Origin of the sequence: Microcoleus sp. Pol12A5 (assembly GCF_036701435.1) — a bacterium.
Lineage (GTDB): Bacteria > Cyanobacteriota > Cyanobacteriia > Cyanobacteriales > Microcoleaceae > Microcoleus.
This window is the reverse complement of record NZ_JAUBQU010000061.1, coordinates 16,876-38,763: the sequence shown is the minus strand read 5'-3', so window position 1 is coordinate 38,763 and position 21,888 is coordinate 16,876. Positions and strand designations below refer to the sequence as shown.

The 21,888-nt window shown below is 43.7% G+C and carries 13 protein-coding genes; 7 read left to right on the top strand and 6 right to left on the bottom strand.

Annotation, left to right across the window (positions count from 1 at the left end):
• Positions 1-641: 641 nt before the first annotated feature.
• Positions 642-1,604, top strand: a complete 963-nt coding sequence (locus QUA45_RS17200; protein ID WP_333101050.1) for a hypothetical protein — start codon at positions 642-644, stop codon at positions 1,602-1,604.
• 354 nt (positions 1,605-1,958) lie between these two features.
• Here QUA45_RS17200 and QUA45_RS17195 read toward each other — a convergent pair whose 3' ends face one another.
• Complete coding sequence (locus QUA45_RS17195; protein ID WP_333221671.1) at positions 1,959-2,915, bottom strand: leucine-rich repeat domain-containing protein; 957 nt, start codon at positions 2,913-2,915, stop codon at positions 1,959-1,961.
• A gap of 135 nt (positions 2,916-3,050) precedes the next feature.
• Here QUA45_RS17195 and QUA45_RS17190 point away from each other — a divergent pair, with 135 nt between their 5' ends.
• The 5 genes from QUA45_RS17190 (at position 3,051) to QUA45_RS17170 (ending at position 8,902) form a co-directional block, all read left to right on the top strand.
• The gene (locus QUA45_RS17190; protein WP_333221670.1) at positions 3,051-5,000 is read left to right on the top strand and encodes a long-chain fatty acid--CoA ligase; all 1,950 of its coding nucleotides are present in this window, start codon (positions 3,051-3,053) and stop codon (positions 4,998-5,000) included.
• Between the two features lie 151 nt (positions 5,001-5,151).
• Entirely contained in the window at positions 5,152-5,592 is a 441-nt protein-coding gene (locus QUA45_RS17185) for a YlqD family protein (RefSeq protein WP_015179467.1), read from the top strand.
• A 173-nt stretch (positions 5,593-5,765) separates the two neighbouring features.
• Positions 5,766-7,061, top strand: a complete 1,296-nt coding sequence (locus QUA45_RS17180) for a dihydrolipoamide acetyltransferase family protein (protein ID WP_333221672.1) — start codon at positions 5,766-5,768, stop codon at positions 7,059-7,061.
• A 56-nt stretch (positions 7,062-7,117) separates the two neighbouring features.
• Positions 7,118-7,399: a four helix bundle protein gene (locus QUA45_RS17175; RefSeq protein ID WP_333221669.1), complete on the top strand. Its 282-nt coding sequence runs from the start codon at positions 7,118-7,120 to the stop codon at positions 7,397-7,399.
• Positions 7,400-7,540: 141 nt separating this feature from the next.
• On the top strand, positions 7,541-8,902 hold the full coding sequence (locus QUA45_RS17170; RefSeq protein ID WP_333221668.1) for an IS4 family transposase: 1,362 nt from the start codon (positions 7,541-7,543) through the stop codon (positions 8,900-8,902).
• A 206-nt stretch (positions 8,903-9,108) separates the two neighbouring features.
• Here QUA45_RS17170 and QUA45_RS17165 read toward each other — a convergent pair whose 3' ends face one another.
• The 5 genes from QUA45_RS17165 to QUA45_RS17145 form a co-directional block, all read right to left on the bottom strand.
• A complete protein-coding gene (locus QUA45_RS17165) occupies positions 9,109-10,539 on the bottom strand; it encodes a DUF3370 domain-containing protein (RefSeq protein ID WP_333095213.1) in 1,431 nt (476 codons plus the stop codon).
• A 295-nt stretch (positions 10,540-10,834) separates the two neighbouring features.
• The gene (locus tag QUA45_RS17160; RefSeq protein ID WP_333095214.1) at positions 10,835-11,569 is read right to left on the bottom strand and encodes a PEP-CTERM sorting domain-containing protein; all 735 of its coding nucleotides are present in this window, start codon (positions 11,567-11,569) and stop codon (positions 10,835-10,837) included.
• A 220-nt stretch (positions 11,570-11,789) separates the two neighbouring features.
• Entirely contained in the window at positions 11,790-11,987 is a 198-nt protein-coding gene (locus tag QUA45_RS17155; protein WP_333221667.1) for a hypothetical protein, read from the bottom strand.
• 41 nt (positions 11,988-12,028) lie between these two features.
• On the bottom strand, positions 12,029-17,329 hold the full coding sequence (locus QUA45_RS17150; protein ID WP_333221666.1) for an AAA family ATPase: 5,301 nt from the start codon (positions 17,327-17,329) through the stop codon (positions 12,029-12,031).
• 99 nt (positions 17,330-17,428) lie between these two features.
• Positions 17,429-19,540, bottom strand: coding sequence for a carotenoid oxygenase family protein (locus tag QUA45_RS17145; protein ID WP_333221665.1), 2,112 nt, complete (start codon positions 19,538-19,540; stop codon positions 17,429-17,431).
• A gap of 575 nt (positions 19,541-20,115) precedes the next feature.
• Between QUA45_RS17145 and surE the strand changes: the two genes are divergently transcribed.
• A complete protein-coding gene (gene surE, locus QUA45_RS17140) occupies positions 20,116-20,793 on the top strand; it encodes a 5'/3'-nucleotidase SurE (protein ID WP_333221664.1) in 678 nt (225 codons plus the stop codon).
• Positions 20,794-21,888 lie beyond the last annotated feature (1,095 nt).

The window sequence follows — 21,888 nt, the reverse complement described above, 5'->3', positions numbered from 1 at the left end:
CAATCACCAAATCCGATTAGCAATTCTGAAGGCTCAACCGCCTCTATTTTCTCCATCCTTTACATAAAAGCACTACCCGGTTAGGTATAGATAAAATTAGTTTTGTTAATAAAAGACAAAGAAAATTTTACTACCGGAATAGTATCCCACCAATCCAACGGTGGTTTGGGTAAATATTCGGGTATTTTGAACTGCGAACAACCAAGGGTATAGTATAAGAAATTAATAAAAAATTAAAATTGTTAAATAGTTGTGGATTTGGCTTTAGAAATTTTAACTATTTTGAAATTAGATCTGTGATTAGCGGGCATTTTCCTAAAATAAACTTTTAGCATAGTAGGTACGAAAGAGCCAAAATAAAAAATTTTGGGAATCCCAGTACTACAAACTTTCTACTTACAACTTTCTACTTATGGAATTGGTCAAGACTGAAGTATAGACGATTTATGGGAGGAAAGGTACTCTTCGGCACATATTAGCCGTATCATCTGTTGTTTAGTTCACCCTACTTCATGCAGTTTCACCTAAGTTCGGCTAACTCCAGCCAACTCGCAGTAATTGAGCAGCCTGCACGTTACTCATTGCGACTTCCCAAATGCCTTTTTCACAATAGCTGTAAAAGTTAGGAACAGGCAGAAACAATGAAAGCTACTGGTAAGGTGTATACAATTGATTTGGCTGGGCATCAGTATCAAAGCCCTCGCTACTTGCAAAGTCGGGCTAGGATTAACTCGCTCATCGACCATTATATGTCATTGGAAGTTTTGAGCGATCGACTTTCCGATCTGCCCCAGCAATTTTCCACCCCGCATCCCCGCCCTTGGGAACCCATAGATTGGCAAGGAATCAATCGCGACCAAATTATTGGTGTCAAGCCAGAAATCTTTTTACAAATTTTGGCAAGTGCGGCAGAAATTGAAGCTCCCATCCGGAGCTACGGTAGAGAAAGTTGGTGCTACTTACAGCATATTTATCCGCAAATGGCGCGGTTTATGGGAGGAATTTTTGATGACAACGGCAACATTCTAGAGATAGGTGTCTGGGAAAAAGAAGAACGCCAACATTGCCCGACATTTAGGAAAATTTACCAACAACTTACAGGGGAGAAACTGCAAGTAAAACCGAACTCTGTGAATGGCTGTCAATCCACAGGTGACGCTTGGCAAGATACCTACAAACACGTGATTAGCCGCCTGAGTACCGAGTGGGGAGCTACTTCTGTTTATTTATGGTTGATGGTACACTCAACTGGGGCGTTGCAACAGGCAATTTCCCAGCCTTTACAGGATGAGATAAATCATTTGGCTAAGTTTTGGGGTTTCAGCCGCTGGGCATTCTCCCAGAGTTATTTCAATCAACTGAAAGGCTCTACCAAAAACCTGATTGCTTTGCTGAAACACCATCAGATTGAACGCACGCACGGCAATGATGTGTTTAATACTTCACTCAGTCTTAAACAGCTTTCTTTGGTGTTAGAATTGACTTTTACATTCACGCGAGTAATGGTGCGGCTGCGGCGCTGGAACCGCGAGCTCAGTCGCAGTTATCTCAGACATTTGTTTGGTACAGCACCGATGGTTGATGCACCGCGCCGTGTCGCTTAAATCTGAGATATTGCGCGAGTTTAATGAACAGGCAAGATGCCCGCTCGACTCATAGTTTAAATTGTGCGGTTAAGGTTCGCCCTAAGCACCCAGCTATGTTAAAGTTCTGACATATCTACTCGTTTTAATCTTGAAGAATACAGCGTATGAATCAAAGTTTAATGAATATGTAACGATCGCACTTCAGAGACAATTGAAATTAAAAGGTACTATAAATCATGCAAATTACGATCGACCTTCCCGACAATCTCCCCCTGACTGAAGCCGATGTGCGACTCGAACTCGCGATCGTACTTTATCAACAGCACAGCCGCGACTGAAATATTGAAGTGCGATGGGCGTCATTTTCAAGTTTTATGGTTTAGCTTCTGGTTCCCACTTACAGATAGACTCTGGCTTGAGAGGACAAGTCTTGGGTGCGATCGGATTTCCACTGAGATGGAGTTCTCTGAGGTTAGTCAAGGATTCCAACGGTTTGATGTCGCTGATTTGATTGTCGCTGAGGGAGAGCAATCTCAGGTTAGTCAAGGATGCTAGCGGTTTGATGTCGATGATTTGATTGTCGCTAAGGGTGAGCCAGTCAAGGGTAGTCAAGGATGCTAGCGGTTTGATGTCGTTGATTTGATTGTCGCCAAGGGTGAGCAAAGTCAGGTTAGTCAAGGATGCTAGCGGTTTGATCTCAGTAATTTGATTGTTGGCCAGGGCGATCATAGTCAAGTTAGTCAAGGATGCTAGCGGTTTGATGTCGTTGATTTGATTGTTGGCGAGCCCGATCACAGTCAGGTTAGTCAAGGATGCTAGCGGTTTGATGTCACTGATTTGATTGTTGGCGAAGCCGATCACAGTCAGGTTAGTCAAGGATTCTAGCGGTTTGATGTCGCTGATTTGATTGTTGTCGAGCAAGAGGAAAGTCAGTTTAGTCAAGGATGCTAGGGGTTTGATGTCGCTGATTTGATTGCTCAGGAGGATGAGCCGAGTCAGGTTAGTCAAGGATTCTAGCGGTTTGATGTCGCTGATTTTATTGTCAATGAGTCTGAGTCCCGGGAGACTCGAAAGTTTCCGATCGGCCGCATCGCACTCAGTAGTCTCAGCTTTCTGCAACAGCACATCAACAGTATGTTTAGTTTCAGGACTCAAAGAAGCTTTTTGGCGACACCAATCGGCAAATGTTCGTCTACTATTTCCCGGTTGCGTCTGTGCAACTTCGGCTCCAAGTAGATTTCCAGATAATGCTAGTACGATCGCACTCAAAGCAACTACTATCAACATTGGTAAATTCATCTGTTTCTGTGCAACTATAATTTTCATCATTTTGTATCCCTAATTTTCTAAATAGACAATGACAGGTTGGCAAACTGTCACGATACTGCCATAAAGTTGTAAAATAACTGCGATCTTAAACTTATAGCCAATAATTTTATCTCCATAAACTGAGGAAAATACCCTATGAACGGCCCAGCATCTTACACATCATCTCAAATGACCGATCGCGATCGCGCGAACCTCAGCCGCCTGATCGATTACACTTCCATTCAATCGATACCCGAATTTTGGGCGATCGTCAAACAACAATTCGGTCAAACCGTCGCCCTCCACGACCCCCACAGCCAGCCCGAAATCAAACTCACCTACACCGACCTCTACCAACAAATCCAGCAATTCGCCGCCGGCCTCCAAGCCCTCGGCATCGAACAAAATCCCGAAGAAGCCGTCCCTCCGCGCGTCGCCCTCTTCGCCGACAACAGCCCCCGCTGGCTGATAGCCGACCAAGGTATCATGATGGCCGGGGCAGCCAACGCCGTTCGAGGCGCCACCGCCGACCCCGAAGAACTTTTGTACATCATCCAAGACAGCGGCAGCACCGCCTTGGTAGTCGAAAACCGGGCATTACTCAAAAAACTGCAACACCGCCTCCCGGATTTGCCCATCCAACTCGTCGTCCTCCTCTCCGACGAAGAACCGGAAACCAGCCAAACCCTAAGCACAGTCAAATTTTCCCAAGTGATGACCACAGGGGCAAACCGCCCCCTCAAACCCACCAAGCACAGCCAGCAAACCCTCGCCACCCTCCTCTACACCAGCGGCACCACCGGCAAACCCAAAGGCGTCATGCTGACTCACGGGAACCTGCTGCACCAACTCACCACCTTGGGCACAATTCTCCAGCCCGAAGCCGGCGAATCGGCCCTCAGCATTCTGCCCAGTTGGCACGCCTACGAACGCAGCGTCGAATACTTCCTGCTTTCCCAAGGATGCACGCAAATTTACACCAATATTCGCTATTTCAAACAAGACTTTAAAACTTACAAACCCCATTACATGGTAAGCGTTCCGCGCATCTGGGAATCGATTTACGAGGCAGTACAAAAGCAATTTCGGGAACAGCCACCTAACAAACAAAAATTGGTGGATTTCCTGTTATCTGCCAGCCAGCAATATATCGAGGCCCGCCGCATTTTTCAAGGATTAACTCTCAATTTAAAACCTGCTTCTGCTACTGAAAAACTAATCGCCCGTACCAAAAGCATTCTGTTGTCGCCCGTACACGCCCTCGCCGAAAAACTGGTTTACCAAAAAGTCAGGCAAGCTACAGGGGGACGCTTAAAATGGGCGATTAGCGGTGGCGGTTCTTTGGCCGCGCATATAGACAATTTCTTTGAAATAACGAATATCGGTTTGTTAGTGGGATATGGTTTAACGGAAACGTCGCCGGTTTTAACCGTCCGCCGCCCTTGGCACAATCTTAAAGGTTCTGCGGGACAGCCTCTAGCCCATACGGAAATTAAAATAGTAGACCCAGAAACCAGACAGCAACTGCCAACAGGCCAGCGCGGTTTAGTATTGGCGCGGGGGCCGCAAATCATGCAGGGCTACTATCTTAATCCGCAAGCGACTGCCAAAGCCATAGACCCCGAAGGCTGGTTCGACACCGGCGATTTGGGCTGGCTGACACCGGGAAACGACTTAATCTTGACCGGGCGGGCCAAAGATACGATCGTCCTCAGCAACGGTGAAAACATCGAACCCCAGCCCATAGAAGACGCCTGCGTCCGCAGCCCCTACATCGACCAAATTATGCTAGTAGGTCAAGACCAGAAATCCATCGGTGCCTTAATTGTCCCCAATGCAGAAGCCGTACAGAAATGGGCAGAAACTCAGAATCCCCCTATACATGAAATTGACTGGAATAGCAAGACTATTCAAGATTTATTCCGCAAAGAATTGAACCGAGAGGTGCAAAATCGCCCCGGATACCGCGCGGACGATCGCATCGGCCCGTTCCGGTTGATTCAGGAGCCATTTTCGATCGAAAATGGAATGTTGACCCAGACCCTGAAAATTAAGCGCCCGGTTGTGACGCAACACTACCGCGATATGATTGACGGGATGTTTTGAAATATTCGCAGGACTTGGGGAATGGAAAAGAAAAAATTATCCCAACACCCAAGTCCCGAGTCCGAGTCCTCAGTCCTGGGTCATTAGTTCATTTTTACCCACTAATGACTCCTGACTAATGCCTAATTCCTAATTGACAAGCAACAACTTTATGGAACCACAATTACTCTTGAAGCGATCGATTAACGTTAAAGTCGTCGTTACTCCCCGCTGGAAAGAAGAAGCTCAACAGCAACTCCAAGCCCAAATCAACCAAATAGACTCTCAGCTACAACAGTTAGAAATGCAAGGGCAGCGGATGATTTCAGAAATCCAAAAGCAAAATCTGCAGCCCCCAGGCCCGCAGGTAATGCAGCAAATAGAAAACATTCAAGTGCAGGTAAATCAAAGAAAAAGCGAACTGCTAGAACAGAAAAACCAAAACCTGCAACAGCTTCAACAAGTGCAGGTGCTAGACCTGGAACAAGAAGTGAGCCAAGGTCAAATTGACGGCACATTCACTGTCGGGCTCGGAGAAAACTTGATTCAAAAAATGCAAGTAGAAATCCTCCTCCGCGACGGCATAGTCGAAGAAATTCGAGGTGATATTTAGAAATTGGTAAGTGGTAATTGGCGATCGGTAATTGGCAATTGATTTTGAGTCAAAATTCACACATCAAGAATGCGAGAAACTGGCATAATAATAAGTATTGCCGGAGGCCGATCGCCAATGCTCAATTGCCAATTACCGATTACCTATTACCAAATCAAAAGGACTTTTTACAGATGATTCGCGAAGTTTTCATGCCAGCCCTGAGTTCGACAATGACAGAGGGCAAAATTGTTTCCTGGGTCAAATCCGCTGGAGACAAAGTAGAAAAAGGCGAAACGGTGGTGGTGGTTGAATCCGACAAAGCCGACATGGACGTGGAGTCTTTCTACGAAGGCTATTTAGCAATAATTATCGTACCTGCGGGCGAAGTTGCCCCGGTGGGAGCGGCAATCGCCCTAGTAGCAGAAACAGAAGCCGAAATCGCCGTAGCTCAGCAGCAAGGAGCCGCCGCCCCAACCGCCGCCGCCGCCCCTGCTCCCAGCCCCGCTCCTGTGAGCGCAGCTACTTCCTCAGCAGGTTTGCAGCAAAATGTCAGCCGCCAAAACGGCCGCAGCGTCGTTTCTCCCCGCGCTCGCAAATTAGCCAAAGAGTTTAAAGTAGATTTGAATTCAATCAAAGGCAGCGGGCCCAACGGTCGCATTGTCGCAGAGGATGTGGAAGCAGCAGCCGGCAAAGCCCAACCCGCTCCGGTTCAGCAACCGGTAACAGTCCCCGCAGCACCAGCACCAGCACCCGCAGCACCCGCCCCCGCAGCAGCCAAACCCGCCCCCGCACCAGTCCCCGCAGCAGCACTTTCGGGCCAAACAGTACCGATGAATGCGCTGCAAAATGCGGTGGTGCGGAATATGGAAGCAAGTTTGAGCGTGCCGTCTTTCCGCGTCGGTTACACAATTACTACTGATAATCTCGACAAACTCTACAAACAAATTAAGTCGAAGGGCGTCACGATGACGGCTATGCTGGCGAAGGCTGTAGCAGTAACTTTACAAAAACATCCTCTGCTGAATGCTTGTTATGTGGAGTCGGGAATTCAATACCGCGCTGATATTAATGTGGCGGTAGCGGTGGCGATGGATGGCGGCGGTTTGATTACGCCGGTGCTGCAAAATGCCGATCGCCTCGATATTTATTCGCTCTCGCGCACTTGGAAGGATTTAGTCGATCGCGCCCGCACCAAGCAGTTGAAGCCTGATGAATACAGCACGGGAACTTTTACTCTTTCCAATTTGGGAATGTTTGGAGTAGACAAGTTTGACGCGATTTTGCCGCCGAATCAAGGCTCGATTTTGGCGATCGGTTCTTCGCGGCCGCAAGTAGTAGCAAACGAGGAAGGTTTGATGGGAGTTAAGCGCCAAATGCAGGTGAATATTACTTGCGATCACCGGATTATTTACGGTGCTGATGCGGCGTCTTTCTTGCAAGATTTAGCAAAATTGATTGAGACAAATCCTCAGTCTTTAACGCTTTAATTAGTTAACTGTTGACAGTTGACAGTTGACTGTTGACTGTTGACAGTTGACTGTCAATGTTTGGCAATCAACTATTCAAAGGATCTCATCTGGAAAGCTTCCAACAGCTAAGAGTTGATCGCTTAGCTGAAAAAATATCAAACGAAATATGGTTGATTATTAAAAAGTGGGACGATTTTGCCAAGGATACGATGGGCAAACAAATAGTGCGATCGGCTGATGGTGTTGGTTCTAATCTTGCAGAAGGACATGGACGCTGTAGCTATCAAAATAATCAGCGTTTTGTGAAAATTGCTCTTGGGTTCATTAAACGAACCAAGACATTGGTTGAGACTTGACGGAACTCGCAATCTTTTGACTCAAGAACCATTTGTGACAAGTTAAGAAAAAGTGCAAATTGTCAAGGGGGGTAGACAAAAGAAGGTATAATAGGCTAAAACATATATCTGGCAAGCATTTGAGCCCAAATTGAACCAGTTATGACTCGCAAAAAACGAATCAACCGAGATCATGCAAAGAAAAAAAATCGTCCCCAAGTAGAAAATGAAGCGATCGCGAATCACCTGGAAGATTTATTAATTCCAGCAATGGCTGCCCAAAAAACTTTTTATCGCCAACTAAATTTAAGAGATAGAATTCTGACATTACCATTAATGATGGCAGCAATATTAAGTTTATTATGGCGAGACATAGCAGGAGTAACAGAATTAACCAGATTATTAAATAGAGAGGGATTTTTATGGTGTCAGCCACAAGAAATTAGCCAACAAGCATTATCACAAAGATTTTTAAATTTTCCAGCAATTTTATTTGAAAAAGTATTTAAGGAATTACTACCTCATTTTCGTCAGAAATGGTTAACAAGAAAATCAAGACCCCTTCCAGATAGCGTACAATTTGCCTTAAAAAACTTTGAAAACATCTGGATAGCTGACGGCTCAACATTAGAAGCATTATTTAAGAAGCTACAAAGTTTATCAGATGTGCCAATTGGTCAATTATCCGGAAAAATGGGAGTAATAATAGACCTAGTAACTCATCTTCCCGAAGAAATTTGGTTTTGGACAAATCCCAAACAAGCAGATACTCATTGGGAAGAAGACTTACTAAAAGCAGTTAAGCCAAAAACCTTGCTGTTACTGGATCGAGGCTTCTATCACTTCGCTTTTTGGCAAAAACTCATAGACCAAGAAATTGGATTTATAACTCGAATCAAGAAAGGTGCATCCTATCAAGTCGAGCGGGTATTAACCAATACTTATGATGTCAAAGACCAGATAATTAAAATAGGTGCAGGCACAAAACAGACACCATCTTTGACTATAAGATTAGTACAGATTCGTTCCAAGACTTCTTGGCGTTCTTATCTAACAAGTGTCCGAGAATCTGAAATACTCCCCCCCTATGTAGTAGCAGATTTATATCAAAGACGCTGGCGAATTGAAGAGGTATTTTCTACAGTAAAAAGATTATTAAATCTCAGCTATTTATGGACAGGTTCATTAAATGGAATCAAGCTGCAAATCTGGGCTACTTGGCTATTTTATGCAGTTTTAGTAGATTTGGGAGATGCTGTCGCGGATGAATTGGGAGTACCAATTGAACGGATTTCATTAGAAATGATTTATCGGGGGATGTATCATTTTTCTGTTGCCTATCAAAAAGGATTAGCTTCTGACCTAGTTAAGTATTTTGCCGCCGACGAAAATCAAGATTTAGGGATTGTTAAGCGACGGCGAAAACCTCATGTCAAGCTAATTATTTCACCTTTCCCTGGAACTCAAAGAAGTCCCGAACAATTTTTTTTCAATAATAAAGGAACAAATGGAGTCATATTTTAATTGGGTCAACAGGTAAAAAATGAGTAAGATTACTCATTGACAATAGTGTTTTTAGCTTAACTTGTGAGCAATGCTCAAGAACAGAGCGATCGAGTGCATCCGTTATTAAATTAACTTTCACCAAAACTTAATGGCTATCTTAACTCATTAAAACAAAAACCCAAAGGTTAACAGTCAACCGTTAACAGTCAACCCTTAACCACCAACTAATTACTCGATCGCACAGTCAAAACTTGCGGCGGCGTCGCATCCGGCGGATACAAGAAATCCACCTGAACCAAACGGCGTTCCCCCGGCTTCATCTTCACATTCACCAAAGGTTCCCCCTGCTGTCCTCTGCGCTGCACGATGTGAATGTAGCGCGTCAAAATCTTGCCCGTATCATCATTAAACATCACCCGCACCGTACCTCGGAAAAATATCCGATTTTCAGGAGGATCATAAAACATCAATCCCCCCGATTCTGTATTTGCTTTAATCGGTGTTTGCATTTTAATGCTAACAGATTGGGTTTCACGAGATTTGTTGTAAAGGGGAAAAGTTAAGTTGTATTGAATCCCGTAATTACCGTGAGCAAAATAAGCAGTATCAGGATAGCGAGCTAACATTTTAGCGCTTTGAACTTGACCAGTGCCAAAAGTCCCCGTATCAGTAGTGCTCAAAGCATAAGAAAATGACTCGCCGCGCTTGGGAATCGTTAAATAATCAGTTCTCGAATTGTCCGTAATTTTAGCTTGCCACTGGGAACCTTCCGCTACTCCCGCTACGCGGCCGTAAATTTTTTGCACCGGATTTTCGCCTCTCGGAGTTGGTGCTAAATCTCTTGGTCCCGCTAAACCTTTGGTATTTAAAATATTTTCCCACTGTTCTAATGTGGGATATTGCTCGACTCCTCCTTGACTTTTAGGAGCAAACATTGCTAATGATGCTACATAAACCGAATTGCTGCTCGACATTCGCATCAAGGTCGATCGACCGTTGGAAGAAGGCGTCACATTCCCCACAGGTATCGGCAAATTCATCAGCATTCGGCTCTGATTCGCCGGAATCTCGATCGCAGCCGGCAAAATAGCTTGTCTGTATCCCCGCAGCACATCGCTGCTGATGCGGCTTCCAGGCCCCGCAAACACAGTGCCGAATCGATTCTCTAAATATGACGGCAAATCTACAAACAAAGCATCCGGCCGAGTTAAATAGGTCGCTCCTTGCAATACTTTTAAAGTAACAGGTTTCGAGTTGGGATTGTGGACAATTATTCCTTGAAATAAGGTGCGAGTTTCTTGGCGATTTTTAGCCTTGGCGATGTGGTGGGCAAAGATGTCAAATCGGCCTTTGAAGGGAAAGTTTAAGTGTGCAGAAGGTACTTGTTTTCCTTCCGGGGGAAATGTGGAGAGCAAAATGCCTTCGGTTTGCACGACTTCGGGGCTGTTGCTGTTGAAAACCGGGATGTTGTCGAGTTTTCCCGGTAAAACGCGCACTTGCTGAGGCACCGTCAGGGTTTTCAGGGGGCTGCTGCTTGGCTGTGGCGGCAAATCCAGTTCGTTTTCGGGTGCGGGGGCTTCTGGGTCGATGATCAGTTGTTGTTGGGCGGGAGGTGCGGGGATGGTTTGAGCTAGGGGGAAAATTGGCAAAAACATTGCTATAAACGCTTTTAACTGAACTTGCAGAAGATTGCCACATAGCAACCGACACAAAAACTTACCACAAGTTGGTTGATATTTTCTGGTGATTTTGGGACGTTAGGTCAATTTTTGCCGAAATTCTGGCATCGCAAATTTTTTGTTCTACATTGACAAAATGTAGAGCAAAAATAAGAGCCAGAGGCGGGATAGCTGCCCTGGCTCTTATGAGTTGATACTAGAAGTTAACCTGAATTCACTCGAAATGCGACGAGCTTTTCTGCCGATGGATGGCCTGCACCCCTGAGAAAATTTAAGCAAGAGCTTTTTTTGCCTGCTTGCGGCGGGCGGCGACTAAACTTCCCAACCCCATCACCATACCTGCGATAGTAGTTGGTTCGGGTACTGGCTCAGCATCAGCGGAAACTCCCGCCATAACTTTGTCACTGGTACCAACACTAGACCCAGCTACCTGCTGGAAGCGAACCCCTGCCTTGAGCGTACCATTCTGAAATCCCGTCAAGAAAGCACTTTCTGCCTGAGCCGCACTCAGACTGCTGCCAGTTAGCAAAAAGCTAACCAAAGTAGACTGATTTTTATATAAGCCTCCATTAGCGTTCCCACCATTAAAGCTATTGCGCGGAGTGCTAATGCCATAGTCGAAACCGTTGTGCAAACCGCTAATATCAACGTTTTGCCAAAACGATGTAAAAGTGCTGCCTGCAGTCGATTTAACCGATGCACTAACGCCGCTCAATACGTCAAATGCCACGGCAACGAGAGAAGAGTCTGTTGCACCACCGGCTGTAGCCTGAGTGCCAGTGGTATTGGTGATGCCCAAATTCAGGAGCAAGTCGGCTCCACTTTGGACAACGTTGAAGTCCAATGTTGCAGTAGCGCCGGTGCCAATGCCGTTGGTCGTACCGTACTGAGGAGCCACGGATAAACTGAATGCTTGGGCTTGCGTTGCAGTTAGTAAGGAAGAAGCAACAACTAAACCAGCGGTAGCTAGACACGCGGTTAGTGGTTGGGCGAAGTTGGTTTTCATAAGAGTAATACCTTTTTTATATCGTTGGGGGGATTGACTTTATTGATTTCCTCTGATACCTATTTACAACATCGCTCATTTAAAAGTGTTTGTCTATACATTTTTGATACCTTTACCAAAACAATATTCTTCGAGGTTTATTCTTAAACCTTTCGTAAACCTGGTTGTATCGCAAACGCTAGGATGACTGTTGCTGAGGCATTCCACGGCTAACTATCCGTTATTGCAACTTTCGGTACCATCGGCTGTTACCACGAATAATTGCGTAATTATACTGATTGATAAATTTTAATTTATACAAAAATTGAGCGATCAGTTTGCCGATCGCGCCTTCCTGAGTCCGCGCACCATTTCCAAAATTGTTGGGCGTGAAGTCGGTTTCGATCGTCGGACGCTCAAACAATTTACCAATTACCAATTACCAATTACCAATTACCAATTACCAATTACCAACTTGCGTTATTTCTGTTTTATGACTACCAACGTAATGTCGTCAAAAACTTTATGTTTGTCAATATGTTGCCGCAGATGATCGATTACTGCTTGTCGAATTTCTTCAGCCGTTTTGTGGCGATTTTCTTTCGCCACTTGGCACAATCTTTCTATGCCGTAATACACTTTATTTATATTTACAGCTTCGGTAATTCCATCTGTGTAAAGCACTACTACATCCCCTGGATTAAGATGCACTTGAATTTGGGAAACAAAACCCGAAATATCTTCCTCTAATCCCAGGGGAAAACCGAGTTCCAGTGTATCGATCAGTTCGATTTTACCATCAGTACGGACTACGATAACTTCTTCATGTTGACCGCTGAGGCTGAAGTTACTATCTTGATAATCTAACAAAGCCAAGGTCATGTTTTTAGACGAGTCGATGCGCTCGATATTGGCATAAAGGGTGCGGTTTAACACATCAAGAAACTTCACCGGATCGGTTTCGTTCATTTGTTGGAGAGTGCGGACGGCGGTTTGCGCCATAATCATTAATACACCACTTTCTAAACCATGTCCCGTAACATCGCCGATGCTAATTTTTACCTTATCATTTCGGGTTAGCACGTCGTAGTAGTCGCCGCCAACTTCATCGGCAGGTTGCATATATCCAGCTATTTCTAATCCTTTAATTTTATCAAGTTCTGATTGTTTGGGCAAGATCATTTGTTGCAGTCGTTTCGTGACTTCTAACTCAGCACTGAGGCGGATGTTTTCGGCTTTAAGTTTGTTGTTGAGGGAGCTAATTTCCAGATTTGCTTGGGCGAGTTGGGCGGTGCGTTGTTGTACTTTATCTTCTAAAGTTTGATAGAGACGGGCATTTTCGATGGAGATCGCAGCTTGGGCGGAAATAATGTTGAGGACTTCTAGGCGATCGCGCGTAAAAGCCCCCGCTGTTAAATTATTTTCTAGGTATAAGATGCCTACCAACTTACCTTGATTAATCAGGGGGCTACACAAAATAGATTTAGGTCGCTGCTGAATAATATACGGGTCAGAGGCAAACCTAGTTTCAGTGCTTGCATTATCGATCGCAAGAGTTTCTTGCGTGCGTTCTACATAATTAACCAGCGAGATAGGAATCACTTGATTTTCAGTCCCTGACTTGGATATTAATTCACATCGTTCACCCGTACATTGAGCTTCAATTTTCCACTTACCTGCTGGGTCAGGTATGATGAAATAAAATTTTTCTGCTCCCGCGTTTTCCAGCAAGACTTGCATCAAATTCGAGAGTAACTTATCTAAATGAACTTCCCCTGAGAGCGCTTGGGAGGCTTTGATAATTGTTGATAAATCCAGCTCGTTTGCATCACCTGAACTGGTAGAAGTGACAGGGGTTCTGGTCTGAACAATCATTTCGTCTCTTCCACTCGTCAGGCTCTTTTTCCTACCGACGACTGGCGCGAGTAATTGAGCATGGCGCTCTTCTAAATCTTTAACTTTTGCCTTTGCTCCCCAGCGAATATAAGCATAGTAAGCGTCAATCATGTAGGTACGCGCTACTTTCGGACGACCTAATGCTAAATAAAATTCTGCTGCTAGTTCATTGGCGAGGGCTTCGTGCTGGACGTATCCATTTTCCTTGGCTCCATCTATCGCCAGGTCGTAATATTCCATTGCTGAGAAAGATTGCCCCAATACGCGGGCTTTTTCTGCCTCTACTAAGTCATACTTATGCTGGTAATTGGCTGGGCAATGGAACGCCCAATTTTTTAGGCTTTTCTGAGTTTCTTCTACTTGGTTGAGGTATTCTTGTTTCTTTTCTTCCTCTCCTGAATTTTCCTGAGCATACTGGGCTAAAAGAATCAGACAATAGTAAAAAGTATGTTCAATAAAACTAATATTTGATTGAACGTAACCTGAATATTTCAACGCCTCTCTTGCAAACTCGATAGCTTCTTCATACTGCTTAAACAAATAGCAAACTACAGTTTTGGCAAAATAAAGCCTGAACAAGCAAATGAAATTCTTTACTTCTCTTAAATAAGAGATAGCTTTTTCCTCATTTAATATGCTGCCCATCAAGCTCAGTTTATTATCTGTCATCCCCCTTAAATTTTCTACTAATTGACCGAGAATTTTGAGTAAATATAACTGGTGTTCTTGGGACAATCTCTCTGCCAAGTCAATATATAGTTTTTGCTGTTCTTGCACGTAGTCTAGATGCTCTGCCTTGAAAAATAAATGCGAGCAATAGTAATCAGCACCATGACAAGCATATTCTATATCTCCAAATTCTAAGCCGCTATTAATTGCTTGACGAAGGGGTTCTATCGTTTCCCTAGTATGCTTTTTGAGGTGGACAATACCGATGGAAACATTAACTAAAACTTTAGAACGAAACTCTCTAGCATCTAACTTATCTAATAGCTGCAAAGCCAGTTGCCCCAGTTGATAGGATAAATTTATATCTGAGAATAGCCAAGATACGAATATACCGTAAACAGAATAGCCGTAAGTAGATTGCGGCGAATTTCCGTACTGACGAGAAAGTTCTACCATAGTATATATAATAGGTAGCGATAGCGGGCTTTCTGCAAAGCAAGCAGGTGGGAATATAAGAACTAAAAGCTGCATAGCCGCCTGCTTGTAGGGATCGCTCATTTCAGGCAGGTTTGCTAACTCCTCAATATTGAGTTCTTGCGGGGGTGATTCATATAGGGTCACTCCTAGCATCTTTAGAACTTGCAGTCCGGCATCTAAGCCATCATTATTTTGATTTTTAGCGAGGTAAATTCTAATTTTCAGTTCGTATAAGTTGACTTGTTCGAGGATTGTTTTGGCTTTTTGAAACACGCGATCGCACAAAATTTCCGCTCGTTCTAAATTGGCATTGAGATATTCGGCTTCCGCCGCTTCCCGATAAAAATTAAATGTCAGATCGTATCTACTTTCCCAGCTATCTTGGCTCAGGATTTCTATACCTACATTCAAATAATTAACAGCGGCTTCATATGCAGTAGCTGCCTTCGCTTTCTGTCCAGCAATTAGGTTTAATTCAGCCAACTCATCTTTTTCTGACTGATTAGTTAGCAAATCTGTGCCAAAATTCAGTTGGTTAACCAGAGCAAAAATATTATCTTTTCGCTCTTGCTCTGTTGTATTATTCAGCAACAGTTGACCAATTTTCAGGTGAGTGGCTTTTTTCTCTGACTCTGGAATCAAAGAATAAGCAGCTTGCTGCACGCGGTCATGCAAAAATTTGTATTCAACTTTGATATCCCGTACAGATGCCAACTCTTCTTGGGCAAAGACTAGAGGAATTTTGTAATTTTCAGACAGCGGCAGAATCAAACCTGCTTGCATTGCTTCCCACAAATGAGCAGCCGTCGCTAAGTTTGATTCTTCATTGACAATTGATAAAACTTCTAAATTAAATTGGTTGCCGATACAAGCCGCTAATTTTAATGACTTTTGGGTTGTTTCAGGGAGTTTGCGAATATTGCGAGCAACCAGTTCAACAATATTGAAATCAGCAATGCCAATCGCCTGTATTTGTTGAATATCCCACTCCCAGCGGTCTGTGTCTACCTGATAAACCAGCAGATTTTCCGAGTACAGGGTTTTGAGTAGCTGGGTTAAGAAAAACGGATTGCCTTGGGTTTTATTAAAAAGTAACTCTGAAAAAACTTTTATTTTGTCTGAATTTACGCTGGCATCCAGAGTATCGGCGATTAATTGGTTGACGCTATCCAAAGCCAGCGCCTGAATGGTGATATTATTCACCACCGTTTCAGTTTCTTGAATTTTTTCTATTGTCTGAATTAAAGGATGAACGGGACTGACTTCGTTATCTCGATAAGCTCCAATCGTTAACAAATATTTGCTATCTGGGTCAGTGACTAAGAGTTGGATTAACTTTAGAGATGCCGAATCTGCCCACTGTAAATCGTCTAAGAATATGACTAGCGGGTGTTCGGGTTGACAAAAAACGCGAATAAATTGTTGAAATACCCGATTAAATCTGTTTTGGGATTCCGATGAACCCAGTTGAGGAACTTCAAGCTGTTTACCGATAATTAGTTCGACTTCGGGGATAACATCAATAATAACTTGACCGTTATTATCTAGCGCATTTAATAAGTTTTCTTTCCAAACAGCAATCAGTTCGGAACTTTCGGTTAATAGCTGACGAACTAATTCTTGAAATGCTTGGATTAACGCCGCATAGGGAATATTGCGCTTAAACTGGTCAAATTTGCCCGCAATAAAATATCCCCTTGCTGCTACAATTGGTTTATGAACTTCATTGACGATTGAAGTTTTACCAATCCCGGAATAACCGGAAACTAACATCATCTCGGTGGCACTGAGGCTGACTCTTCCAAAGGCATCTAGAAGAATTTGGACTTCGGTTTCTCTACCATAAAGCTTCTGGGGAATGAGTAATTGGTTGCCGCGATCGCGTTGACCGATGGGAAAATTTTCAATCTTTCCAGTTGTCTGCAATTGCTGCAAACAAGTTTCCAGGTCAAATTTTAATCCCGTCGCACTTTGATATCGGTCTTCCGCATTTTTTGCTAACAGTTTCATGACAATATCTGAAACCGCTTGAGGAATTTCTGCTACCTCTTTAGGTGGGACGGGTTGTTTGGCAATATGACAGTAAACCAACTCCATCGGATCGGTGGTAGTAAATGGCAACTGGTTGGTCAGCATTTCATAGAAAGTCACTCCTAAAGAATAGAAGTCGGTGCGGTAGTCAATTGCTCGATTCATCCTTCCCGTTTGTTCGGGTGACATATAAGCGAGAGTCCCTTCTAGCAAGTTGGGATTGCTAATGCTTTGGTTTTTCAATTCCAAGCGCGATGAAATACTAAAGTCAGTCAGTTTTACTTTCCCTGTCGCTGGATTGATAATGATATTTGAGGGCTTAATGTCTTTGTGAATTATCGGTACTTGATGGAGATAGATCAAAGTTTCGGATAGAGCGATCGCTACCCTCAGCAACTCGGTTATTGACAGGTTATTGGCTGCCATAAAATGATAAAGGGATAGACCCCCAAAATCTTCTAATATTAGCGCTAAACTATTCTGATAATTTTCTAAGTTGTAAGTTTTGACAATTCCTTCACAATCTAAATTTTGAGTAATTATAAATTCTTGCCTTAAATTGGTGATTTGTTCAAGGCTAGGATAATCATATTTAATAATTTTAATGATAACTGGTTGTGCGTAACCATCTTTTTTAGCTCTATATACAACAGTCCTTACTCCTTCGTAAATTTTTTCTATAATTTCGTATCCCGAAAGAACTATCATATTTTTACTTTCCTTTCTTGTTTGATCTTTTTAAATAGTGTATATGAACCAAGAAGCCCACTGCCAAAAGCGCTATCGCGCTTTTGGCAGGTGAGTTTCTTAATGAAAATGGGGGTAAACCTCATTCTCAAACAGCTTCCTAATCTCTGGCTCGTTTTGATCTACTAACTCCTGGTAATCCTGTTGCACTGGAATCTTGTAACTAGCTTGGCGCTTAGAAATCTGTCGCAACCATGCTGTATGCAACGTAAACCCAAACTTGAGTTTTGAATTATGCAATTTGCACAGGGGGCCATCTGACAGTTTGTTACCATTGAAAATCCAAATTTGATTTGTGGGTCCCAATTTTTTGTCTTCAAAACAAACAGCACAGACGATGTAACCGTCTGTAGAACTTTCACCATCACCACGGGGTATGAACTGGGGTGATAGCGTCATGTAGCCGCAAGGGAACTCATAGCGATCGGCAATCACCATCGACTTTGGGTGCAGCCTGAACAAGCAAGCAGGTTTACCCTTTTGGGCTAAGCGGATAACTTCTGAGAGCGGTATTAATCGGTACTTATAATCGTCGTACAGATCGACAATGTATTTTGTCATCAAATCTCCCCACAGTCCAAACGAACTCCAGTAGACATTTTCTAGCTTTCCTGGAGTCAAACCTGTAGGGAGCCTATCTAAGTAGGCATAGAGATCGACAGCCCATGTGGCGTTGATGTCGGAGATAACTTGGGACTCAATCAGTTGTCCAGTCTCTCCATGAATTATGTAGCGCCCCATTCGTCCGATGTCAGTCTCATCGTGTTCCATACCATGCAGGTAAGGTGGCACGGGTTTGTGGGGTTTGGAGGCTGAAACATCATACTTCCTAAGCCATTCAGCTACTTGCATTCCACAAAGGTGGGCAACGTGGAGAGTGATATTGCCATTGGGATTATCATAGTCCACCAAAAAATGGGCAGCTTCGAGAGGAATTACCACTTTCTGGGCGACGACTTCAACTTCCTTATTACTGCTAGCTGGACGCTGGCCTGCTTTTAGATCGGCACGGCGCACGATATAAATATTAGAATCCGGCAGAGGCGGACGTTCTAGTAATTTTCTCAAGTGCTGCTCTAGTTTTTTATTCTTCGGAAATGGGTTGTTGATTATCTGCTCCAGACCCGTAATGAAGGCGGTGTCCATCAGTACCACATAATCTTTAGTTACTCCTATTTGATGAATAGTTTGTTCAATTTTAACCGGCGTGCCATCTGGTAGCACTAGCTTCCATCGTTCCAGTTCGCCAACACCATCCCAGCAAACTATATAGGTAAAATCCTCCAATTCTTTCCCAAATATACTTCCAATGGAACTCATTAGGTTTTCAACTATGTCTCGGGAGAAGCCGAACACAGCACGGGAAATATCTTTAATCAAATCCGTTTGACAGAACCCCGTCAGTGCTACGAGAATTTCCTCTATTAGTGGGGGAATTTCTTCGATCTCATAAAGCCACTGAATGCCTTCTATAAAACTAGCCGCCGATCTGCCGTAATTAACTGTAAACATCTTACCTTCACCGGAATAATCAAAGGCAGGATGAGCCGTACTCAAAATACTTTTGCAAGGAAATTTATTAGCATTAATTATTATGGGAATTTTGAGCTGATCGAGTTCCCCTCGCCACTCTTTATTCGATCCAACTGGTGTTACCACTTCCAGGGTGTCTGTATCAATTTCATAAGGACGACCTGCATCATAGGTAACTAGCAAGCGATCGCAAGAGTCCGCAGCAAATTTCATGGGTAGAAAAGCTGTATTTAATTGATTACGCAGACCCAGAGACATAGACAACCGAGCAATGCCGCGATTGAGGAATTTATACTTTTCATACTCGCCTCCAGGCTGTGTTGCTTTGTCAGCATAGTAATCTGGTGGCTTAACAAGGCGAGTCTTCACCCTCACTTCGCCTGGTCGATCAAAATCAAGCCTATAAATCATGCCATCGCCATTCAACAATGAGTCTCCGTCTGTAAATGGGAGTCCTCCTGATTCAACATTGCCGACTGGAGCAACAATAAAGACGTGACCCTGTAAGTCATTTGGTAAGTTCCCTTCAATCTCCAGTTCAACGTTATCCAGTTCATCCTGCTTTGCGGTCATAATCGACTGTGGAACGGCACAGCCGTCTGTTACTGCTTTGGTATTGCTTTGAGTGGGTTCGTTCATGTCGCTCTCCTGAGTTGAGATGTAATAATGGTAACAGTGTAGATAAGTATTTGATTTATGAATGGGAAATGAGGACTGTAATTTAGATACTATCTTTGATAAAGATTTGATATCTATTCTCCCATGCCCTGCGTCAAAGCAATTGGAATCGACATTAACTTATTATCGGCTCTCTCGTACTTATGGTGATAACGCAAGCTAATAATTTAGCAGGATCGAAAGTTTCAACGTTCAGTCTCAGATACTTAGTATCATCTGCTACTTTTAAGACCAAGCATCGGGGAGAGCCGAGGAAAAAATTATGTGATTAATTGATGTTTGCATCGACACTGATGTCATGAATGCTGTACTTGGGCAAGCGTAACAAGTCGCTTTAGCTGTCATATCAAGGTGCGACTCGGCTAAAATGTGGCGCGCCACATTTCTGGGGCAATTGTTCAATTAATGCGATGATATAAATGTGTGGCAATGCTCATACTGACGATCGCCACTAACCAACAACCAATTTGGGCTAGAACTACCAGAAGGTTGCCAGCCTCTGCGCTCTCAAATCGGTTCTATAAAACCGACACATAATGACGATAATTTTAACCAACGACGACGGCATAGATGCTCCCGGCATTCAAGCACTTTTGCAGGCTGTAGAAGGCAAAACAATTATGGTGGCTCCGCAGGGGCAGTTGTCCGGCTGCGGGCATCAGGTGACGGCTCACAGTCCGATTCATGTCGATCGGCGATCGTCCGTGGAATATGCTGTAGGGGGAACACCGGCAGATTGCGTGCGTATTGCTCTTCATCACGTTTGTGCGAAGCCGGATTTGGTGCTTTCGGGTATTAATGCGGGTGGCAATTTGGGGGTTGACGTGTATATTTCGGGTACGGTGGCGGCGGTGCGGGAAGCAGCCATGCACGGTATTCCGGGAATCGCAATTTCCCACCGGATTAAAAGGCCGCTCGAAATAGACTGGGATGTCGCTACTCGCTGGACATCGCGAGTGTTGGCGGATTTGCTGAACCGGGAACCAAAGTCGGGGTGTTTCTGGAATGTGAATTTGCCACATTTAGCCCCCGGAAGTGCGGAACCGGAAATTGTGTTTTGCCGGCCTTCAACGCAGCCGCTGCCAGTGGTTTACCGGGTGGAGGGAGAATACTTTTATTATGCGGGAGAGTACGGATCGCGCGATGGGGAGGCGGGGACTGATGTTGACGTGTGTTTTGAGGGTAATATTGCAGTTACTGAGATATCGCTGTGATAGATTTGATGGGATTTGATGGGATTGGGCGATCGAACTCTATTTTTTTCAACCAAGTCTAAAAAAATGGTGTTAAATTCGATCGGCGACAGAATGTTTCATATTCATGGCTAAAAACAGATTTCATTATACTTTGGGTTTAGGAGTGCATATACCCTAGGTATAATAAACCTGTTTTCCGATTATCCCCAAATTAGGATATTGTAATTTATTCAGAATTGATACTAATAAAACTTACACAAAATTAATCGCAATTCCGAGAGTGGCAGCTATCTCTACTTGCGGCCCTCGGTGCTACCATAATTTTTTTTGTCATCCTTCGGCTTAGCAACACCATCAGGTTGTTTCTTTGGCTTTTTGATTTCTTTATTGCTTTTTCTTTCTTTTGACATGATTCTTCCTCAATTTTGACTCAGCATAACATAGATTGACACATTTGCCTAACTGCCAGTAGAGGGGGTGATTCTATACAGATATTACTCGCTGTTAGTTTTGTACAATCTGCAGTATATTATCTGCTAGGTTTTGAACGAATACCCTCTACCGTTAGGCATATCGATAAATTCCTCAGAAGTAGAATGTCTGAAATTCCTTTTAATCCCGATGACTCCAGGAAATATCGAAAAGCACGCTCGTCTAACTGCTGCGAGACTAGGGAGAAAAATTCTCACTTATTAAGCTGTTATTTCACATTTAATTTGAATCAAAAATGACAGCAGATAAAATATGCAGCTATGACCATGCCAGCCTGCCCGACACCTGAAGCAAACACAACTAACAAATTTGCAGTCTCCGTTTAAAAAAGCTGTTAGTCACAGTGGACAACAAGAATATTATTTTAGTATTGATTAATCATTCGGACAGTGTTTGATGGCTTACCTATTGAGAATAACGGTTTCACAGATCTCAGTACGATCGCAACGGTTGCCGAAGCACACTAGAGACCCACGATAAATCAAGGGTTTCAGACTATGACCTCAAAACGGTCGGGACTCTGGAAAAAGCACAAAGTATATGTATAAATATAAAGTTAATTGTCAGCTTTCTTGAAAGTGCGATCGCATCCGCTCGGTTAGAGCTAAAATACTTATAAAG

Excerpts from the sequence above, each read along its gene's own strand:
- QUA45_RS17200 (WP_333101050.1), top strand. The coding sequence starts at position 642 with ATGAAAGCTACTGGTAAGGTGTATACAATTGATTTGGCTGGGCATCAG.
- QUA45_RS17195 (WP_333221671.1), bottom strand. The coding sequence starts at position 2,915 with ATGATGAAAATTATAGTTGCACAGAAACAGATGAATTTACCAATGTTG.
- QUA45_RS17190 (WP_333221670.1), top strand. The coding sequence starts at position 3,051 with ATGAACGGCCCAGCATCTTACACATCATCTCAAATGACCGATCGCGAT.
- QUA45_RS17185 (WP_015179467.1), top strand. The coding sequence starts at position 5,152 with ATGGAACCACAATTACTCTTGAAGCGATCGATTAACGTTAAAGTCGTC.
- QUA45_RS17180 (WP_333221672.1), top strand. The coding sequence starts at position 5,766 with ATGATTCGCGAAGTTTTCATGCCAGCCCTGAGTTCGACAATGACAGAG.
- QUA45_RS17175 (WP_333221669.1), top strand. The coding sequence starts at position 7,118 with ATGTTTGGCAATCAACTATTCAAAGGATCTCATCTGGAAAGCTTCCAA.
- QUA45_RS17170 (WP_333221668.1), top strand. The coding sequence starts at position 7,541 with ATGACTCGCAAAAAACGAATCAACCGAGATCATGCAAAGAAAAAAAAT.
- QUA45_RS17165 (WP_333095213.1), bottom strand. The coding sequence starts at position 10,539 with ATGTTTTTGCCAATTTTCCCCCTAGCTCAAACCATCCCCGCACCTCCC.
- QUA45_RS17160 (WP_333095214.1), bottom strand. The coding sequence starts at position 11,569 with ATGAAAACCAACTTCGCCCAACCACTAACCGCGTGTCTAGCTACCGCT.
- QUA45_RS17150 (WP_333221666.1), bottom strand. The coding sequence starts at position 17,329 with ATGATAGTTCTTTCGGGATACGAAATTATAGAAAAAATTTACGAAGGA.
- QUA45_RS17145 (WP_333221665.1), bottom strand. The coding sequence starts at position 19,540 with ATGAACGAACCCACTCAAAGCAATACCAAAGCAGTAACAGACGGCTGT.
- surE (WP_333221664.1), top strand. The coding sequence starts at position 20,116 with ATGACGATAATTTTAACCAACGACGACGGCATAGATGCTCCCGGCATT.